The following is a 23,766-nucleotide window of genomic DNA, read 5'->3' on the forward strand; positions in this document are numbered from 1 at the left end:
AGGTATTCTGATCGCGATCATTTATTGATTCAAAGACAAATTCTTTTTATAAAAAAAGCGCTGAATCATCAGCGCTTTTTGGGGATTCATCTTGGATTAAGAGATTTTCTTAAAGATAAAGTCATTAATCTTGTGACCGGCTTCAATACCACGACGCTCGAATTTGGTTTGAGGACGCCAGTCAGGACGAGGATAACTGTTGCCTTTACCTGCCAGATTTTCCAAACGTGGACGCTCTTCAAGCACTTCCAGCATCCATTCAGCATACGGTTCCCAGTCAGTCGCAGCGTGGAATGTACCGCCGAGCTCTAACTTTTGTTCAACCAATGGCATGCGGTCGTGTGATACGAAACGGCGTTTGAAGTGACGTTTTTTCTGCCATGGATCAGGGAAGTACAATTGCACCGTGTTGATACTGTTATCCGGCATTTCACGCAGGACTTGAATTGCATCGGCATCCAGGACACGCAAGTTGGTTAAGCCTTCCATACCTGCTTCATATACACATTGTGCGATGCCGGGTACGTGCACTTCAATACCGACAAAATTACGTTCAGGATTGGCTTTGGCCATCAATACCAGTGAACGACCCATACCGAACCCGATTTCTACAGTCAATGGACGTTCAGGGTGCTCAAAATGCTGGCGCAAATCACCCGCCGGATATTCCAAAATTAAGTGACCATATTGTTCAAGCGCAGTACGTTGAGAGGTATTTAATGGCGCTGAGCGGCGCATAAACGTCACAATTTCACGGTGCTCGCTTAAATTGTCCAGCTCCACGACTTGCTGGTCTAATTGATCGTTCGACATAACTTTGGCAAATCTAAAAATTCAGAATGCGGTATTTTAAGTCCTGAGCGGAGCAAGTCAAACTTTTCTCGGGAATTCACTACTAAAAACTGGTATTGAGCTTATTCAATGAAACAATAAAAGGGCCAATTGGCCCTTTTAAATCATATGAATGGTGATCAGGTTTGATAACGGTCGACCAAAGTACTGCTGGCTTCATTCAGTCCAGTCACCTGAACATCAATTCCTTGGGCTTTAAATTTCTGTACGACGTTATTGAACATATTCACAGAAGTGACATCCCAAATATGGGCATGGGTCAGATCCAGTTCAACAACTGCCAGGTTTTCCTTAAAGTCAAAGAACTGATAGAAGCGGTCTGAACTGCTAAAAAAGATCTGCCCGGAAATCACATAACGACGAGAACGTTCATCTAGCAAATGAGTATATACGTGAACCGTATTTTCCAGTTTGTTGATAAAGAACAGGGCAGACAATACCACGCCGATTAACACGCCTAATGCCAGGTTATGGGTCACCAAAACTACCAGCACAACAGTAATCATCACCACATTAAAAGCAAGCGGATGCTTATTAAACTGCTGGATAGCACCCCACTGGAAGGTGGTAAATGATACCATGATCATAATGGCTACCAGTGCTGCCATCGGAATATAAGCCAGCCAATCTTTCAGAAATACCACCAGGCAAAGTAAGAAGATGCCTGCCACAAGCGTAGACAGACGGGTACGTGCACCAGAAGAGACATTGATAATCGACTGTCCAATCATGGCACAACCGGCCATTCCACCCATAAAACCGCTGACGATATTGGCCATACCCTGACCACGGCATTCCTGATGGCGGTCACTTTCAGAATCGGTGACTTCATCGACTACAGTGGTGGTCATCATGGTCTCAAGTAAACCGACAGTGGCCAAAGTCGCTGAATAAGGAAAAATAATCTGCAATGTTTCGAAATTCAGCGGAATTTCTGGAATCAAGAAAACTGGTAAGGTATCTGGAAAATGCCCTAAGTCACTCACGGTACGCATATCTGATCCGAGGAAAAGAGCCAGACCGCTGAGGACGATAATACAGATCAGTGGAGAAGGGATGGCTTTACCAATTTTCGGAAGATAAGGAAATAAATAGATAATTGCCAAACCGATCGCAACAAACAGATAACCGGTCACATCCATTTTTTGCATTTCCGGGATTTGCGCAACAAAAATCAGAATTGCCAAGGCATTCAAGAAGCCATAGACCACTGATTGCGAAACAAAGCGCATCAATTTGGCAACTTTAAATGAACCGGCAATTACCTGAATAATCCCGGTTAATACAGTGGCAGCCAGTAAGTATTGCAGACCATGTTCCTTGACCAAAGTAATCATGAGGAGTGCCATCGCACCAGTTGCTGCCGAGATCATTGCTGGGCGACCACCGAAGAAAGCAATAGATACCGCGATACAGAAAGATGCGTACAGACCGACTTGGGGGTCGACGCCAGCAATGGCAGAAAACGCAATCGATTCTGGAATGAGAGCTAATCCGACCACCAGGCCAGCCAGGACATCAGTGCGGATATTGGAAAACCATTCTTCTTTTTTCAGACTTATCACAGAATTTCATCATTTCACTTTTCACCCAGCGTATCTTAATCGTCCTGGTATAAAAATCCACACAAGAATGACTTGAAAATGTCTGGAATATACTCAATATTGAAGAAGTAAATGTCTTTTGGCGGCAGTTACGCTTTTTTGCAATTTACAGGTTTGATCACTTGAAAGTTTGTTAGAAGCGATTTAAAACATTGAGAAGTAGATAACAAGGATCAGAAATGAAGCTTTACTATGCACCTGGTGCATGCTCGTTGGCAGCACATATTATTTTAAATGAAATTAATGTTGATTTTGATTTGGAACGTGTTGATTTAAAAACACATAAAACTGAGAAAGGCACAGATTATTACGAGATCAATCCAAAAGGCTATGTTCCAGCACTGGAAATTAACCCGGGCCTGATTTTGACTGAAAACGTTGCGATTCTTCCATTTCTGGCACAACACGATCCAAAACAAGATTTAATTCCTCCATCAGGTATGGGACGTGCCAAAGTCCTGGAATGGTTAGGTTACCTAAACTCAGAATTACATGATGCTTATGCAGTGTTCTTTGGTGCGCCAATGGATGAGGAAGCCAAGAAAAAGGCGTATGCGGAAATTGACCGCTTATTAAGTTACATTGATAAAGCCATTGGTGAATCAGACAATGATTATCTGGTGGATGATAACTTTGGACCAGCAGATGCTTATCTGTTTGTACTTACTAACTGGTCAAATCATATCGAACACGATTTGACACCTTATAAAAATATCATTCACATTCGTAATAAGGTCGCAGAGCGTCAGTCAGTACAGATTGCTATGCGTGATGAAGGATTGATTCCTTAATACACCGCAGCAAATCAATAAAGGACTCGATTGAGTCCTTTATTTTTGCACTTAATTTTCTTATCAACGAATTTATTTAAAGAAATAACCTGTCTCAGGCGAGCTGGCATTGGCCATACGCTTACGTGGCATGCGACCCGCTAAGAATGCTTCACGACCAGCTTCTACTGCTTTACGCATGGCAGATGCCATTAAGACTGGATTCTGTGCTGCTGCAATGGCTGTATTCATCAACACGCCATCACAACCGAGTTCCATCGCAATTGCTGCATCACTGGCTGTGCCGACACCAGCATCGACCAGTACAGGCACTTTGGCATTTTCCTTAATGATAGAAATGGTATGAGGATTAAGAATTCCCAGACCTGAGCCGATCAGACTTCCCAAAGGCATGATCGCAACACAACCCATGCTTTCCAGTTCCTGCGCCACGATTGGATCATCTGACGTATACACCATAATTTCAAAACCATCATCAATCAGGGTGCGTGCTGCTTTTAAAGTTTCAGTGATATTTGGATATAAGGTTTTTTCATCACCCAGAACTTCCAGTTTTACCAGATTATGACCATCCAACAGTTCACGTGCCAGCATACAGGTGCGTATAGCACTGTTAGCATCAAAACAGCCAGCGGTGTTAGGCAGAATGGTATATTTTTCGGGTGGAATCACGGATAGTAGATTCGGCTGGTCTGGATGCTGGCCGATATTCACACGACGGATTGCAACCGTAACAATTTCAGCACCACTCGCCTGAATTGCCTGATCTGTTTCCTGTAAGTCTTTATATTTTCCTGTACCAACCAACAGACGTGACTGGAACTGGCGTGAGCCAATTTGAAGTAAATCTTGCATAGTATTTCCGAACCTTAGCCGCCACCGACAGCGTGAATAATTTCGATTTTGTCTGCCTCACAGATTGGCGTTGCTGCCAGTCTACTTTTGGGAACGATCATTTCATTGACTTCAACGGCATAGCGCTTACCTTCAAGCGCAAGGTGCTGAACCAGTTCCATTAAGGTGGTGCAGTCAGTCTGTTGTTGTTCGCCATTGATATAGATGTTCATTTTGGCACCCTCTGAATTTGATCAGTTCTTACTTGATATATTTAAATGCATTCCAGGCCAGGGTCAGCCAGCCTGCAATCATCAGTGCGCCTCCGATCGGGGTAATTGCCCCCAAACCACGCGGTAAACCAAGTGCCATAATATAAAGTGAACCACTGAACAGTAAAATGCCCAATTGAATCAAAATAAAACTTGGTTTAATCGGCAATTGTGGAATTACTTTTGCCAGAATGCCTAACAGCAACAAGCCCAGCGCATGATAGAAAAAGTAATCGGTTGCAGTCTGCCACCAGCCAAGCTGTGCTTCAGTTGCACGTGCTTTCAAGCCATGCGCACCAAAAGCACCCAGCATTACTGCAAGGGCCAGATTAATCGCTGAAATTGCAATCCACATCTGAACTGATCTTCCTGTAAATTTTGCGCTTAACCTTAGCATAAAAGCACGGGCTGAAACACCGTATTGAAAGACAAAAAAAGCCTTCAAATCTGAAGGCTTTTCTATATACAGGACATGAAATCTAGTTGGAAGACATCGCAACTTTAATTTTTTCCATGGCATTCTTTTCAAGCTGACGAATACGTTCTGCAGAAACATTATATTCTGCGGCAAGCTCATGCAGGGTAGATTTTTCATCATCCAGCCAGCGACGCTGCAAGATGTTACGTGAACGGTCATCTAGTTGTTCCATGGCATCGTGCAGGGCAGCTGTACTTTGTTCTTCATAATCTTCATTTTCAATCAGACGTGCCGGATCATAACGGTTATCTTCCAGATACAGCGCTGGAGCGACATGACCTGAACCTTCATCGTCATCATCACCTGAAGCTTCAAATGCTGCATCATAGGCAGTCAATCGACCTTCCATTTCCAGAACCTGTTCGGGGGTCACATTCAGGTCACTGGCAATTGATCGAGCTTCATCTAAGGTCAGCTTTTTAGATGACTTTTTCAGACTACGCAGGTTAAAGAACAGTTTGCGCTGGGCTTTAGTTGTCGCAATTTTGACAATACGCCAGTTACGGATTACATATTCGTGGATTTCAGCCTTAATCCAGTGCACGGCAAAGGAAACAAGACGAACACCCATATTCGGGTCAAAGCGTTTAACTGCTTTCATTAAGCCAAGGTTACCTTCCTGAATCAGGTCACCTTGAGGCAGGCCATAACCTGCATAACTACGTGCAATATGGACTACAAAACGCAGGTGGGACATCACCAGCATTTTTGCTGCGTCCAGATCCTGGTCATAGAAATATCGGTCTGCCAACTCTTTTTCTTGTTCGGCAGTTAAAATAGGAATCTGATTGACAGTACTAATATAAGCACCGAGATTGACACCTGGCGCCGATAATGACAGGGGCATCAATTGATTGCTGCTGTCACTCATGTGTTCTCCTTGAGGAATAACGGGATCATTCCCAAATCTAAGATTTATGTTAATCCAATCTCCAGTCAAATGATGGATATTTGGGTAGAAATATGTAAACTTATATACAAATGTGGAGATAAATAGTTTAATTGAAAATTTTTAAGATTCAATTATGTAGTGAAACTCCACGTCGGAAATTTGTTGCATATCATACTTCAGCTGATTTAACTCACAGTAACGCGAAACATCAATCTGGCTGTGTGGATCTGATGATTTCAGCAGAAAGGTTTCGCCGGGATAGCTTTTTAAGGCACGCTTTAACATCAATAACGGCATAGGGCATGGTTTACCCATGGCATCGACGGTGCGAATCTGATCGGCGTTGTCAATCATTTCCGTAATATTCATTCGACTTTAAAAGGGGTTTAAATATTAGCAAATAGGATGCCAAATCCCAACTTTTTTAAAAAAATATAAACGAAATAATAATTAAAAAAACCTTATGCAAATTTCTGAAAAAAATAGCGAAATCAATTAGAACAAACCTAAAAAAAGGCTATTAATTGTTATAAACCCATGTTAAGCTCGATGAGTTAGTGGGATTTTAGATAAACAAATTGATTGTTTTTCGTCCTGCAAATAAATGGATGTAACCGGGATTTTGTTAATAGTTTTACAGAATGATTACAAGCTTAAAAATAATATTTTCAAACTTGTTTGCTCTGCTGTTTGCAACACCGGGTGGTCCTTCTTTTCGGTACAATGAGGATTAACTTATGACAGCTGCTCGCGAACAAGGCGTAGTTAAGTGGTTTAACGATACTAAAGGCTTCGGCTTTATTCAACGTAATGGTGGTGATGACGTATTCGTTCATTTCCGTGCAATCCAAGGTGACGGTCACCGTTCACTTCGTGATGGCCAACGTGTTGAATTCAGTGTTGTAAAAGGCCAAAAAGGCTTCCAGGCTGAAGAAGTTCAACCATTAGACTAATCTTCGGATTAAGCTAATAAAACGCCCCAATATAAATTGGGGCGTTTTTTGTTTATACTGTCTATATCTTAGTGATTATCTATTTAGAGCACCGCTTTATGTCATCTGGTTTTGAAACCTTAAATTTACATCCTAATCTAAAACAAGCGATTGATGCTTTAGGCTTTTCTTCTATGACGCCTATTCAGGAGAAGGTTTTAAAATTCACATTGGCAGGTCACGATGCAATTGGTCGTGCGCAAACGGGTACAGGCAAAACAGCGGCCTTCCTGGTGAGTATCATCAATGATCTATTGAATAATCCTGTTCAGGAACAGCGTTACCGTGGTGAGCCACGTGCACTGATTCTGGCACCGACTCGTGAACTTGCACTACAAATCGAAAGTGACGCGCATGAGCTGACCAAGTTTAGTGACCTGAGTGTCGTGACGCTGCTTGGTGGTGTAGATTTTGACAAGCAAAAAGCACAGCTCGATAAGGCACCTGTGGACATCATGGTTGCTACTCCAGGTCGCTTGATTGACTTTGTTGAACAAAAAGAAGTCTGGTTAGACCAGATTGAATTCCTGGTGATTGATGAAGCAGACCGTCTGCTGGATATGGGCTTTATCCCTTCAGTGAAACGTATCGTACGTTTCTCGCCACGCAAGGAACAACGCCAAACTTTGATGTTCTCGGCAACTTTTAGCTATGACGTTTTGAATCTGGCACAACAGTGGTTATTTGAACCCGTAACGGTTGAAATTGAGCCAGAAAAGAAAACCAATGCGGACGTTGAACAACGTGTATATATGGTTGCCAAGGCAGATAAATATAAACTGCTACAAGACATTTTACGTGATGAACCGATTGAGAAGGTCATGATTTTTGCCAACCGTCGTGATCAGGTGCGTAAACTCTATGATCATCTGAAACGTGACAACTATAAAGTGGTGATGCTGTCTGGTGAAATTGCCCAAGACAAGCGCTTAAAAATGCTGGACCAGTTTAAAAATGGAAAACACAATATCATGATCGCAACTGATGTAGCAGGTCGTGGTATTCATGTGGATGGTGTATCGCATGTAGTGAACTTTACCCTGCCAGAACAGTCTGATGACTATGTACACCGTATTGGTCGCACTGGACGGGCCGGGACTCGTGGTGTCAGTATCAGTTTCCTGTCGGAAGACGATGCGTTCTATCTTCCAGAAATTGAAAAAGCGATTGGTCAAAAATTACCATTGACCCGCCTGGAAGGCTATTGCTAATTTCCAGTTCGTAAAAAACCGCTCAATCTTAATGAGCGGTTTTTTTTAGCTAGTTAAAAAGGCTTTAGTTAGACTGGCAACGGAAAGTCAGGGTAGTTTGGTAGTCATCATCTGAATTGATGCTATTGCCTGTACCTGCAATATTACCAAGTACTGTGGCAGCAGCCTGAATGATCTGCCCGGTCTGCTCATCTACCACGCCTTTCAGTGCGCCATCATAAGTGGACTGTTCATCTACAATAATAGCTGTTGATCGTGAACCACATGTTTTAGAGGCGGCGTTTACGGCATTATTTTTGGCAATGACTTGGGTCTTACCTAATCCGGTAACTTCGAATTGATTATTTTCTTTGCGGATTGCAGTTGTGTTGGTTGGATTAGTACTACACGCAGTCAGAGCGAGTGCAGTGGCAATAGCTGCACCCATTGTTAATATTTTTGTCATGTCTAAAAACCCGTCAAGATCAGATAATCGTATAATTAATCACATAATAATCTTTAGAATTGGTAAAGCATGTATAAGTTTGGAAATTTTCAGTATTAGCCATGTCATTATCATAAATGCTGTTTAATGATTTTTATCAGAAACGAAAACAGTGAGCTAAATATATTTGAGCACGAAGAATAAAAATGAAGGATATAGAGAATCCCAAGATGAATATGCTAATCTTGAATACAGTTTTTAAGTATAGAAATACAAGGCAATGACCGAATCAACGATCGAAATCGTTCATCAGAATATTCATCAACGTCAATCTATTGGTCAGCTGATTGCCCCGGCACCCAATGCTGAACAGCTGGAAATGGCCTTTCAGGCTGCGCTGACTGCGCCAGATCACCACCGTTTAAAACCTACTGAATTTGTAGTTATTCCAGATGATAAGCGTGAAGCTTTTGGTGAGTTATTGTCTCAGGCATTAATCGATCTGGGTCAAACTGAAGCTGCTCAGATTGAGCGGGTAAAACATCATCCTTTCCGTGCACCTTTACTGGTTCTGGCTTTGACCCGTTTAAAAGATCATCCCAAGGTGCCGCATTTTGAGCAGATTCTGAGCTCTGGTGCCGCAATTCAGAATTTCTTATTGTCCCTGCAAGCTCAAGGTTTTTCGACCATGTGGCGTAGTGGCGCTGTAGTAGAATCGTTATACTTTAAACAGGCTTTAGGAATTTCAGGTGATGATCTGGTTTCAGGCATCATTTATATTGGAACGGCGGCAAAAACTATTGCGCCACGTGCAGAAATCCATACAGAAGCATTTGTCAGCCAGTGGAATCCATCACGTTAATTTGGCTAGATAAGGATATTAGAAACACATGTCAGAATTAAAATTTTCAGATCTGGTTGAACCTGTAGAAATTGATCGTAAGACTGCGTTGCGAATTACAGTGTTGGGTGGTGGTAGTTTTGGTACAGCAATGGCGAATACTGCAGTACGCAATGGCTGTGACACCATGATCTGGATTCGTGATGAAGCCACGGCTGCGGATATTAATGCCACGCATATGAACAAGCGTTACCTGCCAGATTTTCAGCTCGAGCCTGCATTGCTGGCAGTTTCAGACTTAGAAAAAGCAGTACGTGATCGTGACATTATTCTGGTGGCAATTCCAAGCCATTCCTTTCGTGATGTACTGAAGCAGATTAAGCCTTTTATTAGCTCTCAGGCCGTGATTTCACTGACCAAAGGTATTGAAGCGAAAACCTTTAGTTTTATGAGTGATATCATCCGGGAAGAATTACCTGAAGTGCCTTATGGGGTCCTTTCAGGCCCGAACCTGGCGAAGGAAATTGTGGCGGGCCAGCCAGCAGGGACTGTGATTGCAAGTGATTCTGAACTGGTGCGTTATGCAGTACAGCAAGCTTTGCACAGTGCTTTATTCCGTGTCTTTGCCAGCGATGATGTACATGGTGTAGAGCTTGGTGGTGCGCTGAAAAATATCTATGCAGTCGCAATGGGTATGGCAGCTGCCTATAATGTCGGTGAAAATACCAAGAGTATGATTCTGACCCGTGCCTTGGCAGAAATGAGCCGTTTTGCGGTGAAGCTTGGTGCAAATCCATTAACCTTCCTGGGGCTGTCGGGTGTAGGTGATTTATTCGCTACCTGTAATAGTCCGTTAAGCCGAAACTATCAGGTTGGTTATGCGCTGGGTAAAGGCAAAACTTTGGAACAGGCAACTACTGAACTAGGTCAAACGGCGGAAGGGATTAATACTATTGTACAGGTGAAAGCACGTTCAGAAGAACTGGATGTATATATGCCAATTACTTGTGCACTGTATGCTGTGATCTTTGAAGGTGCACCGCCGATGAGTATTGCAGTGTCTTTAATGAAAAATGGTCATCGCAGTGATGTGGAATTTGTCTTGCCACATCATCAAGTCTGATTTATAAGTGATGGAACTGTATGATCAGTCTCATATTATGACCTGATCAGCAGCTTGAATGAACGAATAGGGAAATGGTATGCAACTGACACTCGTGCGTCATGGCGAAGCAGCTCCTCCGGTAAATGGTAACGACACCAAGCGTCCTTTGACCGAACGTGGACATCTACAGGCAGAACAGACTGCTCAATACCTGAAAGATGTCGTTAAACCTGAAGTCTTTGTAGTAAGTCCTTTGCTTCGTGCTCAGGAAACTCTGGCGCATTTGCAGGCTTTCTATAAAGATGTACCAGTGGTGATCTGTAATACCATTAAGCCGGATGATGATGCCAAAGTGGCTGTGGAGTGGTTGTCTCAGTTACCGTATGAATCAATTGTCGTGGTTTGCCATATGAATGTGGTGGCACATATTGCTTCCATTCTGACAGCGGAGTCTTTCCATCCTTTTCATTTGTCAGAAGCTCGCATTTATGATCAGGCAGTGATTGCAGCAGGTTTATCGACACAGTTAAAAAGCTTTATTCCAACAGTATAAAAAACTATTAAAACGGCAGAACACAATCGATGTTGTATTTATGGATGCCAGAAGCCAATGGGGTTTGGCAATGGTCAGATGGGGAATTCTGGAAAAGTGCAGATACACTTGAGCAACTGATTCAGGAAATCCAGGGGCAACATGGGTTAGAGGCAACGGTCTTTTTCCCGAGTCGTCATGTGCAGATTTTGCAGCAGAGCATGTCCAAAGCCCAATATAAGAAAATGGGGCAGGAGGCAATCAAGTATCTGCTGGAGGAATATGTCATTCTACCAGTTGATGCGATGAAGGTGCTTCATCATTTTCAGCAGCCCGATCAGCTCAGTGTATTGGGAATTTCCAATTCAACTGTAGAAACCATGCAGCATGTATTGAACCTTCTTCCGGTCAAGGTCACGGCATTATTGCCAGATTTTCTGGTCCTGCCTGTTCCTGAAGAAAATCAACGTGTATTGGCGGAACTTGCTGGGCGACTACTGGTTCGCGAATCGGAATATGTGGGTCATTCGGTGGATGACCTGAGTCTTTATCTGGATTATCAGCCTAAAGATGTAAATTACAAGGTGAGTAACCTGAATGACGCTCAGCTGCGTAGTCTGGAAGCTGTTGTTACCCATGATCAGGTTGAGTCGTTTCAGTACAGCCTTCCCCAGCTGAAAAAAGCCAAACAGCATCCTTTTAATGTCTTGCCTAAAGCCAAGGCAGATACGCCAGTTTCCGGTTACTGGAAAGCCTGTGCTGCTGTGTTTTTGGGTATTCTGGTGCTGCAGTTTAGTTATGATGCTGTGCGCTGGTATCAATATAAAAAGATTGCCAATCAGACTGCTTCTCAAGCAATTGATCAGTTCAAATATTGGTTTGGTCAGAACTATCCTGTAAACGAGCAGAATATCAAAAGCCAGTTTGAAGGGCAGATGCGTTTAAGTCAGGTGGCGAATACTCAGGCTTTTGATCTGATTAGTCGGGTGGGGCCGGTATTAATGCAAAACCAGATTATTGCGCAGCGGGTCAGTTATGATACTTCAAGTCTGAATATGGATCTGCAGGCGAACTCTTCTGATGCATTAAGCACTTTGACCCGTCAGCTGACACAGCAGGGTTTTAAAGTTGAACTGGGTAATGTACAGGCCAATGGTGCAGGTGCGATCGGATCGGTGAGAATACAATAATGAAAATGCTCGACAATATTCAAATCCGGCTTGACCAGCGCATTGAACGCATTACAGATTATCTGGATAGCCTGAGCGCCCGTGAACGCTATATGGTGATCTTTACCACGATTTTTGTCATCGTGGCTGCAGTCGGTTCGGCACTATTTTATATGCACAGAGCTGCGGATACCCAGCAAAAGCGCCTAAATACCTTAAAAGATACTTTAGTGTGGATGCAGAGTAATGCAGCGACCATGAAGCCAGCAGGCGATCTGCAATTAGATGCTTCAGAAAAAGTGCAGCGTGCTGCCCAGCAGCAGGGGTTGTCGGTTTCATCCCAGCAGCAGGAAGGTAAAATTTTACTCAATGTCAGTCATGAAAATTATTCTGTACTGGCTAATTTTCTGACCCAGCTGGCCCAGAGTGGCTTAACTGTTGAAAAAATGGAACTTATCAGTGATGCCGGACAGATTAAATTAACAGCGACTGTCCTATAAACGGTAAAAATAAAGATTTGCAAAGCATGGTTTTTTTACCGGGCTGTGACTATAATATGCCGACTTAAAAAGCAGTAGACTTTTCTGGATATGTTGTATTCTCTAGCCCGCCCTTTGTTGTTTTCTTTAGCACCAGAGCGTGCACATGAGCTGACACTATCACTGTTGAAATCCTCCCATGCCATGGGGATGATGCGTCAAAACGTTGCTTCTAAACCAGTGACCTGTATGGGAATCGAATTTCCGAATCCGATAGGTCTGGCGGCAGGGTTGGACAAAAATGGTGCCTATATCGATGCCCTTGCAAGTCAAGGCTTTGGTTTTATTGAAATCGGTACTATTACCCCGCGTCCTCAGCCCGGTAATCCGGAACCCCGACTGTTCCGTCTGCCAAAAGCGAAAGCCATTATTAACCGTATGGGTTTTAATAATGAAGGCGTGGACAAACTGATTGAAAATGTTAAAGCTGCAAAATTCAAAGGTGTTCTCGGTATTAATATCGGTAAAAACGCTGACACTCCGGTAGAAAAAGCAGTTGATGATTATTTAATCTGTCTGGAAAAGGTATATAATTACGCTTCCTACATTACTGTTAATATTTCCTCTCCCAACACAAAAAACCTGCGTAGCCTGCAAAGTGGTGATGCGCTCACCGAGCTGCTGGAAACCCTAAAAAACCGTCAGCTTGAGCTTGCTCAAGAAAACCAGCATTATGTACCGCTGGTTCTGAAGGTTGCACCAGATCTTGAAGCTGAAGATATTGCATTTATTGCCCAGCAGTTGCTGCAATTCAAGATTGATGGTTTGATTGTGACCAATACGACCTTGTCTCGTGAAGGTGTTGATGGTCTGGAGCATGCTGAAGAAGCAGGCGGTTTGTCGGGTGCGCCGGTCTTTGAGAAAAGTACAGCATGTTTAAAAGCCTTTGCAGATGTGTTGCAAGGACAAATTCCATTGATTGGTGTGGGTGGTATTCTTTCGGGTGCCGATGCCGCTGCCAAAAAGCAAGCTGGTGCCAGCCTTGTACAAGTTTATAGTGGCCTCATATATACAGGTCCGACACTTGTAAAAGACTGTGTTGAAGCATTCTGAATTCTATGACTGCCATTGACATCTTTTTACTGTTTATACTGCTCATTGGAGGGCTAAACGGTTTGCGTCAAGGATTTATTAAAGCCTTTGCGAACTTAGCTGGCTGGATTTTTGCGCTCATTGTAGCAGCGAAATATTCAACACTACTTGCGCCTTCCATGACTGCTCTCAGTACAGATCCAGTGGTACAAAAAATTGCAGCATTTGCTTTCATCGTCCTGATGATTGTGGTTTTGACCTGGATAGTAACCTTCTTGCTCAACCGTGTGATGAAAACCCTGAAACTGGGACCTTTAAACCGTCTTGCAGGTGGGGTGTTTGGCAGCCTGAAAGGGCTGCTGATTGTCCTGATCACCATGCAGGGAATCGGGCCATGGGTAGAAAGCTCACCACACTGGAAACAGTCCAAAGTAATTCAGACTTTGCTTCCTTATGCGCCATGGGCGACCCAGATGTCCAAAGATGCTGCAAACGAGGCCCTACAACATATCAAGTCGGAAGATTCCAGAAAATCTTCAGATGTATCAGCTGAGCCTGCTGTAAAGAGCAAATCATCAGCTGAGTCTACGAATAATCCTTTTTATTAATCCTAGCTTGTCTGCGAGGTTGCTATGTGTGGAGTGGTTGGTATTGCTGGTAAATCAGCTGTTAACCAAATGTTGTTTGATGCATTAACGATGTTACAACATCGTGGACAGGATGCAGCTGGGATTGTAACTTGTCATGAAGGTCGCCTGTTCCTTCGTAAAGATGTTGGTATGGTGCGTGATGTATTCCATACCCGTCATATGCGTGCATTACAAGGTAATTACGGTATTGGCCATGTGCGTTATCCAACTGCGGGTACCTCAAGTAGTGCTGAAGCGCAGCCGTTTTATGTGAACTCTCCTTACGGGATTACGCTGGCACATAACGGTAACCTGACCAATGCTGAAGAAATTCATGATAACCTGTTCAAGACTGACTTACGTCATATGAACACCGATTCTGATTCAGAAGTTCTGCTCAACGTATTTGCGCACGAATTGCAGAAGCGTGGCAAACTGGTACCGACCTCTGAAGATATCTTTCATGCCGTAACACGTGTGCATGAGCGCTGCAAAGGTGGTTATGCAGTTGTTGCCATGATTACAGGTCAAGGAGTGGTTGGTTTCCGTGATCCTAATGGTATCCGTCCGTTGATCTACGGTTCGCGTGAAACTGAAAACGATATGGAATATATCATCGCTTCTGAATCTGTAGCGATTACAGCGTTGGGCTTTAAAGTTGAGCGTGATATCGAGCCAGGTGAAGCTGTTTTTATTGACTCTGAAGGGAACTTCTTTACCAAGCAATGTGCTGCAAAGCCAGAATACCGTCCATGTATCTTTGAATATGTGTACTTTGCGCGTCCAGATGCAATCATTGATGGTATTTCAGTGTATAAAGCCCGTCTGAAAATGGGTGAGAAACTGGCCCATAAAATCCTGCGCGAGTGGGGTGATGAACATGATATCGATGTGGTCATTCCAATTCCGGATACATCACGTACTTCTGCGCTTGAACTGGCAAATACGCTAGGCGTGAAGTTCCGTGAAGGTTTCATGAAGAACCGTTATATTGGTCGTACCTTCATTATGCCTGGTCAGCAACTGCGTAAAAAATCAGTACGTCAGAAGCTGAACCCGGTTGAGCTGGAATTCCAGGGTAAAAACGTTCTATTGGTCGATGACTCAATTGTTCGTGGTACTACGTGTAATGAAATCATTCAGATGGCGCGTGATTCCGGTGCGAAAAAAGTATTCTTTGCGTCTGCTGCACCAATGGTGAAATATCCAAACGTGTACGGTATCGATATGCCAGCCAAATCTGAGTTGATCGCGTCTGAACGTAGTGTTGAGGAAATTCGTGAAATTATTGGTGCTGACCGTCTGATTTTCCAAGATCTGGAAGATCTAAAAGATGCAGTACGTACCAAGATTGTACCGAACTTGCGTGAATTCGACTGTTCTGTATTTGACGGCGTATATGTGGCTGGTGGTATTGATGAAGCATACCTTGACCAGTTACAGCAAAAGCGTAATGATGGCGCCAAAAAAGGTGACAAGTTTATTGATGTAAATATCGATGCAGCATCAGTAGACCTGACTGGCGTGCGCGAAGTCTAAGTCTTTAAAATCATGAAAAAAGCGGGAATTTCCCGCTTTTTTCATTTATGATTGGGCAAAGCTAGAACAATGTGATCAGGGTGAAGCATTGAAAAGCGTAGGATATGCGTTTATCAAGAATAAAAATATGCTATGGCCAGCCAGTGTCTGTCTGATTGCTGTGCTATTGACGATAGCAATTATTAATAGTGTCGTTGGTTTACTGGTCTATTATTTTGATCCTGCTCAATCTATTTATTGGCATGTGCTGAGTCCTTATCTGATTGCTCTGGTCGGTTCGATCATGGTGGTGTCAGTACTCTATGAATTTTATGTCTTTCGTGCTGGTGGGTATTCCTTGGCACGGCAGATGGGTGCACGTCGCCTGAGTCTGATTGAAAGCGTACCAGAAGAAAGCGTCGCTCTGAAGATTGCTGAACAATTGGCAGATACTTTTCTTATTGAGCCTCCTGCGGTGTATGTTTTGCCTGATGAGGTCGGGGTCAATGCACTGACTGCCGGTTTTAACCCGGGAAATACTGCCATTATTCTGACTTGGGGGGCATTGCAAAATCTGGATGAAATTGAACTGTATGGTTTATTAAGCCATGAGTTTAACAAGATTCTTTCTGGGGAAGCGGCAGAAAATACACGGCTCAAGATTCTCTATAGCAGCCTGACCACTTTTAGTCAGTGGGGCAGTAAGATTGCCAAGCGGGGATTCTATCGGAATGGCATGCCGGCAGAAAACAAGTTTGAGACTCTGTTTGTTGGTATTGGTGCGGTGATCTGGCTGATTGGTAGCTTAGGCATACTGATTACCCGTTTCATTAAATATATTTCGCTCGGTGGCAGGACTTTTAAGAATGATCAAAAAACCCGTCGTCTGATTCAAAATGATGCCAATGTACAGACTTTGCTGCGGATTTATGTGCATCATTCCGGTTCACAGATTCATAGTGAATATGCGGAGTCGATTTCACATATGTGTTTTGCTAACTCCCTCAGTCAGCAGAACTGGTTGAATATTCATCCCAGTATTGAGCAGCGAATCTATGAAATGAATCCCTCCTTAATTCAGGATTTACAGCTTGAAAACCTAAAAAAACTACAAAATCAGCCTTTATTTAGTCTGTTTCGGTCACTCGAAGAAATGGCGGTTACAAGCACAGCTTCCTGGAGTTCACCACAGCCACTGCCTTTACTACGTCTGTCTCCAATCAGCTTCGCGATCAAGGATGCAGTTAAACCACTGAATCCGGAGAATCGTGCCAATACGCCACGACCAGAACTGATTGAACGCGCATTGCAAACTGCAACTGGGTCACGAGAGGTCATGGTTGCAATTCTGATGATCCGACAATATCGGGAATTTATTCCCACCGATGCTGAAGTCAGCCGGGCCATTGTAGATTCATTGTTAAATCTGGATGGGCGTGTGCATATCTCGATTTTTCAGCAAGCCTGCAAAAATATTGGTGGCATGCCGACCACGGTAGCACGACAATTCGTGATGAAACTGGCACGGATTATTCAGGAAGATGGTGAAATTGGTCTGCTAGATGCCTTGTTGCTTGAATGTGTGAAATATGAGCTGAATCTACTCCCCGTACATACCCCAACGGCACTGGAAGAAGTTAAACCACAAATCGTACGCCTGATTGATGCATTACTGCATGTACAGCAGATCAATAGTGATAATCAGCTGGATGTTCGCGAGCGCATTTTAAAACGTATTCTGACTCAAAAAGAACTGGAAATGTATACCGAAATTTCAGATGAGCCGATTGATCTGGCTGAAATTCTGAATGATATTTCTGGCCTGTTGCTGCGTGATCGACTAAGTATATTGGGCATTGCGGAAATCTGTCTCTGGAATGATCGGATCATCACTCAGGATGAATTTGACGTGATGGAATTACTGTATTGGCGTTTGGGTTTTGAAGTAGATGAAATTGTGGATCAGATGCAGAAAAAGAACAGCATCATGATTATTTAATTCAGACTTGAAAGTATTTATTAACTCACGCATGATCTTTAAATAATGTTTGAACCTGCATGTAAACAACCCGAAGAGAATGACTAAAATCAAATTCGCTACAAATCAATTGTAATGTACAGTGAAAAATCCGAAAAAGTTCGGCAAAAGAAGTGGATTCCCGCTAAAATATTCAGCCTGAAATAGGTGATGAAGACAAGATGATAGGGCATCAGCGTGACATACTGGCGACACTAGGAATTGATATCTGGATTCCTCGGGCGGAGCTGTGTCAATCGCACCAGCCGGCGCTTTGGCGTGACCAGTCGCAACCTGAAGTCCTGAGTGAAATCATCCTTCCTGAGCTCAAAGCTGAAACCTCAGTGATTCAACGTTCTGTCGTATCTGCACCTGTAGAAGTGCCCGCGCCAGTCGTTATAATGCCAACAACAACAATGGAAATAGAGCCGCAGCCAGAACCGGAGCATGAACTGCGCGAAATTGTTGAGGTCGCGCCTTTTAGTCTGCAGGCATTAAGTCTTGCGCACTGTATCATTGTCATTGATGCCACGAGCTTAACTGAAGATCAGCAATTGCTCTGGTCGAATATCCAACGTGCAATGTTGGGTGATTTTGCAGAGCTGAGCTGGCCATTTCCTTGGGATAATGTGCAGGATGGACGCGGCGTGGAGTCTTATATCCAGGGTTTTCTGGATGGCATGAGTCACGATAAAAATATTATTTTTCTTGGTACTGTTCCACATCTTTCAAACAGTAAAATTACCCAGTTGGCCTCTCTGCAGGAGATGCTGGATCGGCCAATCCTTAAAAAGCGACTCTGGCAGTTTATGCAAAGTAGGCCTGTCAGTATGGAATAAATTAGCATGAAGCAAAAAGTTGTTGTATTTAGTCAAATTCCTCCAGAGATTCAAGCCAAACTCGAACAACAATATAATGTGGTATATATCCAGCCCAAGCTGGGTGATGTCAATCAACAGATTTTGCAGCATGCACAAGATGCAGATGGCATGATTGGCGCAGGACGACTGCTCAATCGAAATAATCTGGAAACTGCGACTAAACTAAAAATCATCTCCAGTGTCAGTGTTGGCTACGACAATTACGATCTTGAATATTTAAATGAAAAGAAAATTTATCTCACTCATACACCACATGTGCTCACTGAAACCACAGCTGATCTTGCATTTACTTTACTCATGGCCGCAGCGCGTAAAGTAACTTATTTAGATCAATGGACCAAGCAAGGACAGTGGCAGCGTACCGCCAGCGAAGCAGAGTTCGGGGTAGATATTTTTGGCAAGACTTTAGGAATTATTGGATTAGGTCATATTGGCGCAGCAATCGCGCGACGTGGCTTTCATGGCTTTAATATGAATGTGCTTTATCATAACCGTCGTGAAAAGCTGGAGCTGGCGCAAGGCTTAAATGCAGAATATTGTGATTTAAAATCCTTATTACAGCGTTCTGATTTTGTGGTAGTCGCAGTGGATTTAAATGCAGATTCCAAAGCACTTTTTGGTGCAGAAGAACTGGCATTGATGCAGCGGCATGCAGTCTTTGTGAATATTTCGCGCGGCTCGGTCGTCGATGAGCAGGCACTGATTCAGGCTTTAAAAAATCGTCAGATTTTTGCCGCAGGGCTGGATGTCTATCAAAAAGAGCCATTGCAAGAATCAGAGCTATTTAAACTTGATAATGTGATTACCTTGCCGCACGTAGGTTCGGCAACTGCGCAAACACGTCAGCGTATGGCAGAACTGGCATATCACAACCTGGTGGATGCTTTGCAAGGACGTGTACCACGCTATGTAGTTAACCCGCATTTTAAATAATATTAAATAACATTTCCTTGCGTTTATGCCCTTTTTTCAATGGTATATTCAAGCAGGTTTCGTAATCAGGCTTAGAGATTTATTCATTGAAACGTTTGGTTTTGGCTTGTGGATTAAGCGCATGTATGGTGATAGGGCATACCGCTTCCGATACTTTTAACACCCAGTCTAGTCAGTTTACTGTTCCAGAAATTGGAGTAGGTGTAGGGCTGATAGATCAGCAAAAAGAGCGCATGATTGGTGAAAAGGTTTATCGTCAAGTACAGAAACAATTACCTGTGGTGCAAAATCCCTGGATGGAAGACCAGTTATTTTCAGTGTTTTCACATATTCTCAGCCAGACTCAATTACAGCAACCAATTGGCCTGGTTGTGGTTAATGATCCCCAGATTAATGCTTTTGCTGTGCCTGGTGGCTTATTTGCCTTAAATATGGGATTACTCAATTCAGCGCGTAATATGGATGAAGTGGCCGGTGTGATGGCGCATGAAATTGCACATGTCACACAACGTCATTACAGTCGATCCCAAGAAGCATTTAAAGGACAGGGATTATTAGCACTCGCGGGAATCCTGGTCGGAGCCTTAGTGGCATCGCAAGCAGATGGCGATGCGGGTGCAGCCGTAATGATGGGCTCACAAGCAGCTTTAATGGATCAGCAGCTTTCTTATAGTCGTAATCAGGAACGTGAAGCAGATCGGATCGGTATGCAGTATATGTATGCTTCGGGCTATAACCCGCAGAGCATGGCTGATTTCTTTGAGGTGATGCATCGTTCAACCAGCCGTTTAAGCTTTCTGCCAGATTTCTGGTTTACTCATCCCTTAACGACTGAGCGTATGAGTGAGGCGCGTTTACGCGCCAATCAGATGCCGAAAGTTAAACCAAAGCTGATAGACCAGAATTTTGAGATTATTCGTTGGTATAGCAAAGTACTGTCCCGTCAGACGACTGAGCAGCAATTAAAAATTTTAGCAGGACAAAACAGTTTTGCAGGGCAATTGGCACTCACTGCTTACTATCTGCAACAAGGTGATGAGGATAATGCACAACAGGCATTAGACCAGGCAAAAAAGTATAATCAGATTCATCCTTTGCTGGTGCTGTTTCAGACCGATATTTATCTTGGGAAAAATCAGCTGGAGCCAGCTCTGCGTAGTGTGCGTTCTGCAGCATCCATCATGCCGGAAAACCGGGCACTCAATTATAAATATGCAGAAGTATTGATTCGTATGAAGCAAACCGATCAAGCCAAGATGATCGTGCAGCGTTTCCTGAATGCTAATTCACGTGATTTAAGTGCCTGGCGCTTAATGCTGTTAGCAACCAATGCCGAGTCTGCCTCTGAGATTAAAACCATTAATGTACTGCGTTACCGTGCTGAAGTTGAATATTGGACGGGAAATGAGGAGGCAGCTATTAAATCCTTACTACATGCACAGCGAGTCAGTAAGAAGAATCAGTCATTGTCTGCAAGTATTTCACAACGTTTAAAACAGATGCAGCAGGAAAGAAAATACAAGATTTAATCTTCTCATAAAAATTACTTATTAAAGCTGTGATCTACATCAACCTCTGTGCTTTATTTCAAGTTTGGCTTGTACTATGCTGAGTTGCAAATGAAAGCACATGAGAAAGCATGAATGAAAAGAACATTGTTGTGCCTGTTTCTAATTTGGGGAATACCACATAGTTATGCAGCGAGCACTAAGGATTATGTGCGGGCAGTAGAGCGTATCAGCGATGAATATCACCAGCAGTCACGAGATTTTCTGCGCAGTTTAAATCCACAACAACAGAATTTAACCGCAGCACAACAGGTGGAATTTTGTGGGATCGTAGGGCGCTATATAGATCAGCTTTATCAGGCAACTGATAAGAATCGTGATGCATTAGACTTTCAGCTGCAAAAATTGACACGGCAAGATATTGTGGATCAGGTGAAATCTTCAAAAATGATGCAATTGCTGCAAAGCAAAAATGTAAATTGTAATTTTTGATTTATTAAAATTAAAAAAGAAATTTGGATTGCTAAGAACTGGCTAGAAATTAAGTCAGTTCAACGCAAATAGAGATTTAAAGCGGGGGATTATGCCAGTTTAGCTTTGATTTTAGCTGAAACTTGTGCAGGATCGGCGCGCCCGGCTATGAGCGGACGCAGAGAATTCATCACCTTACCCATATCTTTCATGCTAGTAGCTTCTTGCGCTGTAATCGCTTGCGCAATGATGGAATCAAGTTCTTCCTCAGTCATAGCTTCTGGTAGAAATTGAGATAGAACCTCAACTTCGGCTTGTTCCTTACTAGCTAAATCTTCTCGACCAGCACCTTCAAAGGCTTTGATCGATTCTTTACGTTGTTTAATTTGCTTTTCAATGACCGCAAGAACCTGAGCGTCGTCAAGTTCTTTGCGCTCATCGACTTCGATTTGCTTAATTGCCGCCTGAAGACTACGAATTACCGTTAACTTAGCCATTTCTTTAGCACGCATTGTTGCTTTCAAAACTTCAGTTATTTGGTTTTTTAAAGTAGTCATTTATTTAGTCCAGGCAGTCAATCACAAATTAATCTTAGTAAAGGCGAGTAGTACGTACTGATTCGCGAGCCAGTTTCTTCTGGTAGCGTTTAACAGCAGCAGCTTTTTTGCGCTTACGTTCTTGAGTTGGTTTTTCGTAGAATTCGCGCTTACGTACGTCAGCAAGAACGCCCGCTTTTTCGCATGAACGTTTGAAACGACGGATAGCTACGTCTACTGGTTCGCCTTCTTTCAATTTAACTTGTGGCATGAAGAATCCTCATTAAGTTATGGATAAGATCAGGGCCGAATTGCCCTTGATCACAAGTGAAGGTCAGTATTTTACTCATTTACATCTCATATCACAAGTCTATAATAGTTGTCGCAATTGATTTGATACAGGTTATAGGCAGTTTAATGATCGTTTTAGGCTTAGAAACATCGTGTGATGAAACAGGACTCGCGCTTTATGACAGCGAACTGGGTTTGCGCGGCCAGGTTCTGTACAGCCAGATTAAACTGCATGCCGAGTATGGTGGTGTAGTTCCCGAACTGGCTTCGCGTGACCATGTGCGTAAGTTAATTCCGCTCATGAATCAGCTGCTTGAACAGAGTGGCGTGAAAAAATCTGAAATTGATGCAGTGGCATATACCCGTGGACCGGGCCTGATGGGTGCGTTAATGACCGGTGCATTGTTTGGTCGTACCTTAGCCTTTGCATTGAATAAGCCAGCGATTGGTGTACATCATATGGAAGGTCATATGCTGGCACCATTACTTTCGGCAACGCCACCGGAATTTCCGTTCGTGGCTCTTTTGGTGTCAGGCGGCCACTCGCAGTTGATGGCCGCTTATGGCATTGGTCAATATGAGCTCCTTGGCGAGTCGATTGATGATGCGGCTGGTGAAGCTTTTGATAAAGTCGCGAAAATGATGGGCTTGCCCTATCCAGGTGGTCCGAACATTTCTAAACTGGCGGAGCAGGGCGACCCGAATGCATTTGCATTCCCACGTCCAATGCTGCATCAAGGTCTGGAATTTTCATTCAGTGGTTTAAAAACGGCTGTGTCTGTACAGATGAAAAAACTCGGTGATGAAAATCGTGATGCCGATATTGCAGCCAGTTTCCAGGAAGCGATTGTCGATACCTTGGTAAAAAAATCAGTTAAAGCTCTTAAACAAACCGGTTTAAAACGTCTGGTGATTGCGGGTGGTGTCAGTGCCAACAAGCGTTTACGTGAACGCCTAGAGGCTGACTTGGCGAAGATTAAAGCAACGGTTTATTACGCTGAGCTTGCACTATGTACCGATAATGGTGCAATGATTGCCTTTGCAGGTTATCAACGTCTGAAAGCAGGGCAGCAGGACGGCTTGGCGGTGACCACCACACCACGCTGGCCAATGACGGAACTGACTAATCCGACAGAGGCATAGGTTTCAGGCTTGAAGAAAAGAGGCTTAGGCCTCTTTTTTATTGTGAATTTTTAAATGAAAACTTATAGCAACGGTATGTTGTAAATATATAGTTTTATAGCTGTATTTAGAGCTCGTATATTCTATTGAAACCGGAAAAATAGTTTAATAGCTTAAGTTGATATCATGCATATTTTTACAGGTTTGCAGCAGAGGCAATCTCGGATGGAAAATATAAATTTCCTCTGTACACGACAAATTTCACAGAACCCTTATCCTATCAGGGTTCTGC

27 protein-coding genes are annotated in these 23,766 nt (G+C 43.3%); 17 read left to right on the forward strand and 10 right to left on the reverse strand.

The genetic code is table 11. From position 1 onward, the window contains the following. Nucleotides 1–96: 96 nt before the first annotated feature. Nucleotides 97–813 (reverse strand): tRNA (guanosine(46)-N7)-methyltransferase TrmB, encoded by a 717-nt coding sequence (gene trmB, locus C8322_RS05025; RefSeq protein WP_004812311.1) that lies wholly within the window; start codon nucleotides 811–813, stop codon nucleotides 97–99. A gap of 158 nt (nucleotides 814–971) precedes the next feature. Further along, entirely contained in the window at nucleotides 972–2,417 is a 1,446-nt protein-coding gene (locus tag C8322_RS05030; protein WP_004812312.1) for a SulP family inorganic anion transporter, read from the reverse strand. Nucleotides 2,418–2,635: 218 nt separating this feature from the next. On the opposite strand from C8322_RS05030, the gene C8322_RS05035 reads away from it, so the two are divergent. Further along, complete coding sequence (locus C8322_RS05035) at nucleotides 2,636–3,247, forward strand: glutathione binding-like protein (RefSeq protein WP_004812313.1); 612 nt, start codon at nucleotides 2,636–2,638, stop codon at nucleotides 3,245–3,247. 72 nt (nucleotides 3,248–3,319) lie between these two features. Here C8322_RS05035 and C8322_RS05040 read toward each other — a convergent pair whose 3' ends face one another. The 5 genes from C8322_RS05040 to C8322_RS05060 all read right to left on the reverse strand — a co-directional run bounded on the left by C8322_RS05040 (nucleotide 3,320) and on the right by C8322_RS05060 (nucleotide 6,077). Beyond that, nucleotides 3,320–4,102 (reverse strand): thiazole synthase, encoded by a 783-nt coding sequence (locus C8322_RS05040; protein ID WP_103800052.1) that lies wholly within the window; start codon nucleotides 4,100–4,102, stop codon nucleotides 3,320–3,322. Between the two features lie 14 nt (nucleotides 4,103–4,116). Next, the gene (gene thiS / locus C8322_RS05045) at nucleotides 4,117–4,314 is read right to left on the reverse strand and encodes a sulfur carrier protein ThiS (protein ID WP_004812315.1); all 198 of its coding nucleotides are present in this window, start codon (nucleotides 4,312–4,314) and stop codon (nucleotides 4,117–4,119) included. 28 nt (nucleotides 4,315–4,342) lie between these two features. Next, entirely contained in the window at nucleotides 4,343–4,708 is a 366-nt protein-coding gene (locus C8322_RS05050; RefSeq protein WP_004894164.1) for a DUF423 domain-containing protein, read from the reverse strand. 124 nt (nucleotides 4,709–4,832) lie between these two features. After that, a complete protein-coding gene (gene rpoH / locus C8322_RS05055) occupies nucleotides 4,833–5,702 on the reverse strand; it encodes an RNA polymerase sigma factor RpoH (RefSeq protein ID WP_004812317.1) in 870 nt (289 codons plus the stop codon). A gap of 141 nt (nucleotides 5,703–5,843) precedes the next feature. Further along, complete coding sequence (locus C8322_RS05060; RefSeq protein WP_205682675.1) at nucleotides 5,844–6,077, reverse strand: sulfurtransferase TusA family protein; 234 nt, start codon at nucleotides 6,075–6,077, stop codon at nucleotides 5,844–5,846. Between the two features lie 383 nt (nucleotides 6,078–6,460). Between C8322_RS05060 and C8322_RS05065 the strand changes: the two genes are divergently transcribed. Next, nucleotides 6,461–6,676, forward strand: coding sequence for a cold-shock protein (locus C8322_RS05065; RefSeq protein WP_004280099.1), 216 nt, complete (start codon nucleotides 6,461–6,463; stop codon nucleotides 6,674–6,676). Nucleotides 6,677–6,774: 98 nt separating this feature from the next. Next, on the forward strand, nucleotides 6,775–7,926 hold the full coding sequence (gene rhlB / locus C8322_RS05070; protein ID WP_048882060.1) for an ATP-dependent RNA helicase RhlB: 1,152 nt from the start codon (nucleotides 6,775–6,777) through the stop codon (nucleotides 7,924–7,926). Between the two features lie 64 nt (nucleotides 7,927–7,990). On the opposite strand, the gene C8322_RS05075 is transcribed toward rhlB, so the two are convergent. Further along, a complete protein-coding gene (locus C8322_RS05075; protein ID WP_004812322.1) occupies nucleotides 7,991–8,371 on the reverse strand; it encodes a hypothetical protein in 381 nt (126 codons plus the stop codon). A gap of 259 nt (nucleotides 8,372–8,630) precedes the next feature. On the opposite strand from C8322_RS05075, the gene C8322_RS05080 reads away from it, so the two are divergent. The 13 genes from C8322_RS05080 (at nucleotide 8,631) to C8322_RS05140 (ending at nucleotide 21,546) form a co-directional block, all read left to right on the forward strand. Next, complete coding sequence (locus C8322_RS05080; protein ID WP_004812324.1) at nucleotides 8,631–9,212, forward strand: nitroreductase family protein; 582 nt, start codon at nucleotides 8,631–8,633, stop codon at nucleotides 9,210–9,212. Between the two features lie 28 nt (nucleotides 9,213–9,240). Next, entirely contained in the window at nucleotides 9,241–10,314 is a 1,074-nt protein-coding gene (locus C8322_RS05085) for an NAD(P)H-dependent glycerol-3-phosphate dehydrogenase (protein ID WP_004812326.1), read from the forward strand. Nucleotides 10,315–10,393: 79 nt separating this feature from the next. After that, complete coding sequence (locus C8322_RS05090; RefSeq protein ID WP_111810428.1) at nucleotides 10,394–10,849, forward strand: phosphoglycerate mutase family protein; 456 nt, start codon at nucleotides 10,394–10,396, stop codon at nucleotides 10,847–10,849. A gap of 29 nt (nucleotides 10,850–10,878) precedes the next feature. Further along, nucleotides 10,879–12,018 carry a type II secretion system protein GspL gene (gene gspL / locus C8322_RS05095; RefSeq protein ID WP_111810429.1) on the forward strand — a complete coding sequence of 380 codons (1,140 nt, stop codon included), beginning with the start codon at nucleotides 10,879–10,881 and terminating at the stop codon, nucleotides 12,016–12,018. Beyond that, nucleotides 12,018–12,497 (forward strand): type II secretion system protein GspM, encoded by a 480-nt coding sequence (gene gspM, locus C8322_RS05100; protein ID WP_004812331.1) that lies wholly within the window; start codon nucleotides 12,018–12,020, stop codon nucleotides 12,495–12,497. The genes gspL and gspM overlap by 1 nt, the downstream gene beginning before the upstream one ends. Before the next feature lie 90 nt (nucleotides 12,498–12,587). Beyond that, nucleotides 12,588–13,589 carry a quinone-dependent dihydroorotate dehydrogenase gene (locus C8322_RS05105; protein WP_111810430.1) on the forward strand — a complete coding sequence of 334 codons (1,002 nt, stop codon included), beginning with the start codon at nucleotides 12,588–12,590 and terminating at the stop codon, nucleotides 13,587–13,589. 5 nt (nucleotides 13,590–13,594) lie between these two features. Continuing rightward, complete coding sequence (locus tag C8322_RS05110; RefSeq protein ID WP_004812336.1) at nucleotides 13,595–14,176, forward strand: CvpA family protein; 582 nt, start codon at nucleotides 13,595–13,597, stop codon at nucleotides 14,174–14,176. Between the two features lie 24 nt (nucleotides 14,177–14,200). Then, complete coding sequence (gene purF, locus C8322_RS05115) at nucleotides 14,201–15,736, forward strand: amidophosphoribosyltransferase (RefSeq protein ID WP_111810431.1); 1,536 nt, start codon at nucleotides 14,201–14,203, stop codon at nucleotides 15,734–15,736. Between the two features lie 88 nt (nucleotides 15,737–15,824). After that, nucleotides 15,825–17,714, forward strand: a complete 1,890-nt coding sequence (locus C8322_RS05120; RefSeq protein WP_171334345.1) for a M48 family metalloprotease — start codon at nucleotides 15,825–15,827, stop codon at nucleotides 17,712–17,714. A 200-nt stretch (nucleotides 17,715–17,914) separates the two neighbouring features. Then, complete coding sequence (locus C8322_RS05125; protein WP_111810433.1) at nucleotides 17,915–18,571, forward strand: hypothetical protein; 657 nt, start codon at nucleotides 17,915–17,917, stop codon at nucleotides 18,569–18,571. Between the two features lie 6 nt (nucleotides 18,572–18,577). Continuing rightward, nucleotides 18,578–19,546: a 2-hydroxyacid dehydrogenase gene (locus C8322_RS05130; protein ID WP_111810434.1), complete on the forward strand. Its 969-nt coding sequence runs from the start codon at nucleotides 18,578–18,580 to the stop codon at nucleotides 19,544–19,546. An 86-nt stretch (nucleotides 19,547–19,632) separates the two neighbouring features. Continuing rightward, nucleotides 19,633–21,075, forward strand: a complete 1,443-nt coding sequence (locus tag C8322_RS05135) for a M48 family metalloprotease (RefSeq protein WP_213065966.1) — start codon at nucleotides 19,633–19,635, stop codon at nucleotides 21,073–21,075. A gap of 114 nt (nucleotides 21,076–21,189) precedes the next feature. Beyond that, a complete protein-coding gene (locus C8322_RS05140; RefSeq protein WP_111810436.1) occupies nucleotides 21,190–21,546 on the forward strand; it encodes a hypothetical protein in 357 nt (118 codons plus the stop codon). A gap of 89 nt (nucleotides 21,547–21,635) precedes the next feature. On the opposite strand, the gene C8322_RS05145 is transcribed toward C8322_RS05140, so the two are convergent. Beyond that, complete coding sequence (locus tag C8322_RS05145) at nucleotides 21,636–22,082, reverse strand: GatB/YqeY domain-containing protein (RefSeq protein ID WP_004812350.1); 447 nt, start codon at nucleotides 22,080–22,082, stop codon at nucleotides 21,636–21,638. Nucleotides 22,083–22,116: 34 nt separating this feature from the next. Next, a complete protein-coding gene (rpsU, locus tag C8322_RS05150; protein WP_001136722.1) occupies nucleotides 22,117–22,332 on the reverse strand; it encodes a 30S ribosomal protein S21 in 216 nt (71 codons plus the stop codon). A gap of 146 nt (nucleotides 22,333–22,478) precedes the next feature. Here rpsU and tsaD point away from each other — a divergent pair, with 146 nt between their 5' ends. Beyond that, the gene (gene tsaD, locus C8322_RS05155; RefSeq protein ID WP_008306436.1) at nucleotides 22,479–23,495 is read left to right on the forward strand and encodes a tRNA (adenosine(37)-N6)-threonylcarbamoyltransferase complex transferase subunit TsaD; all 1,017 of its coding nucleotides are present in this window, start codon (nucleotides 22,479–22,481) and stop codon (nucleotides 23,493–23,495) included. Nucleotides 23,496–23,766: the final 271 nt, after the last annotated feature.

The sequence above is a fragment of the Acinetobacter sp. SM1B genome (assembly GCF_003289665.1).
GTDB lineage: Bacteria > Pseudomonadota > Gammaproteobacteria > Pseudomonadales > Moraxellaceae > Acinetobacter > Acinetobacter schindleri.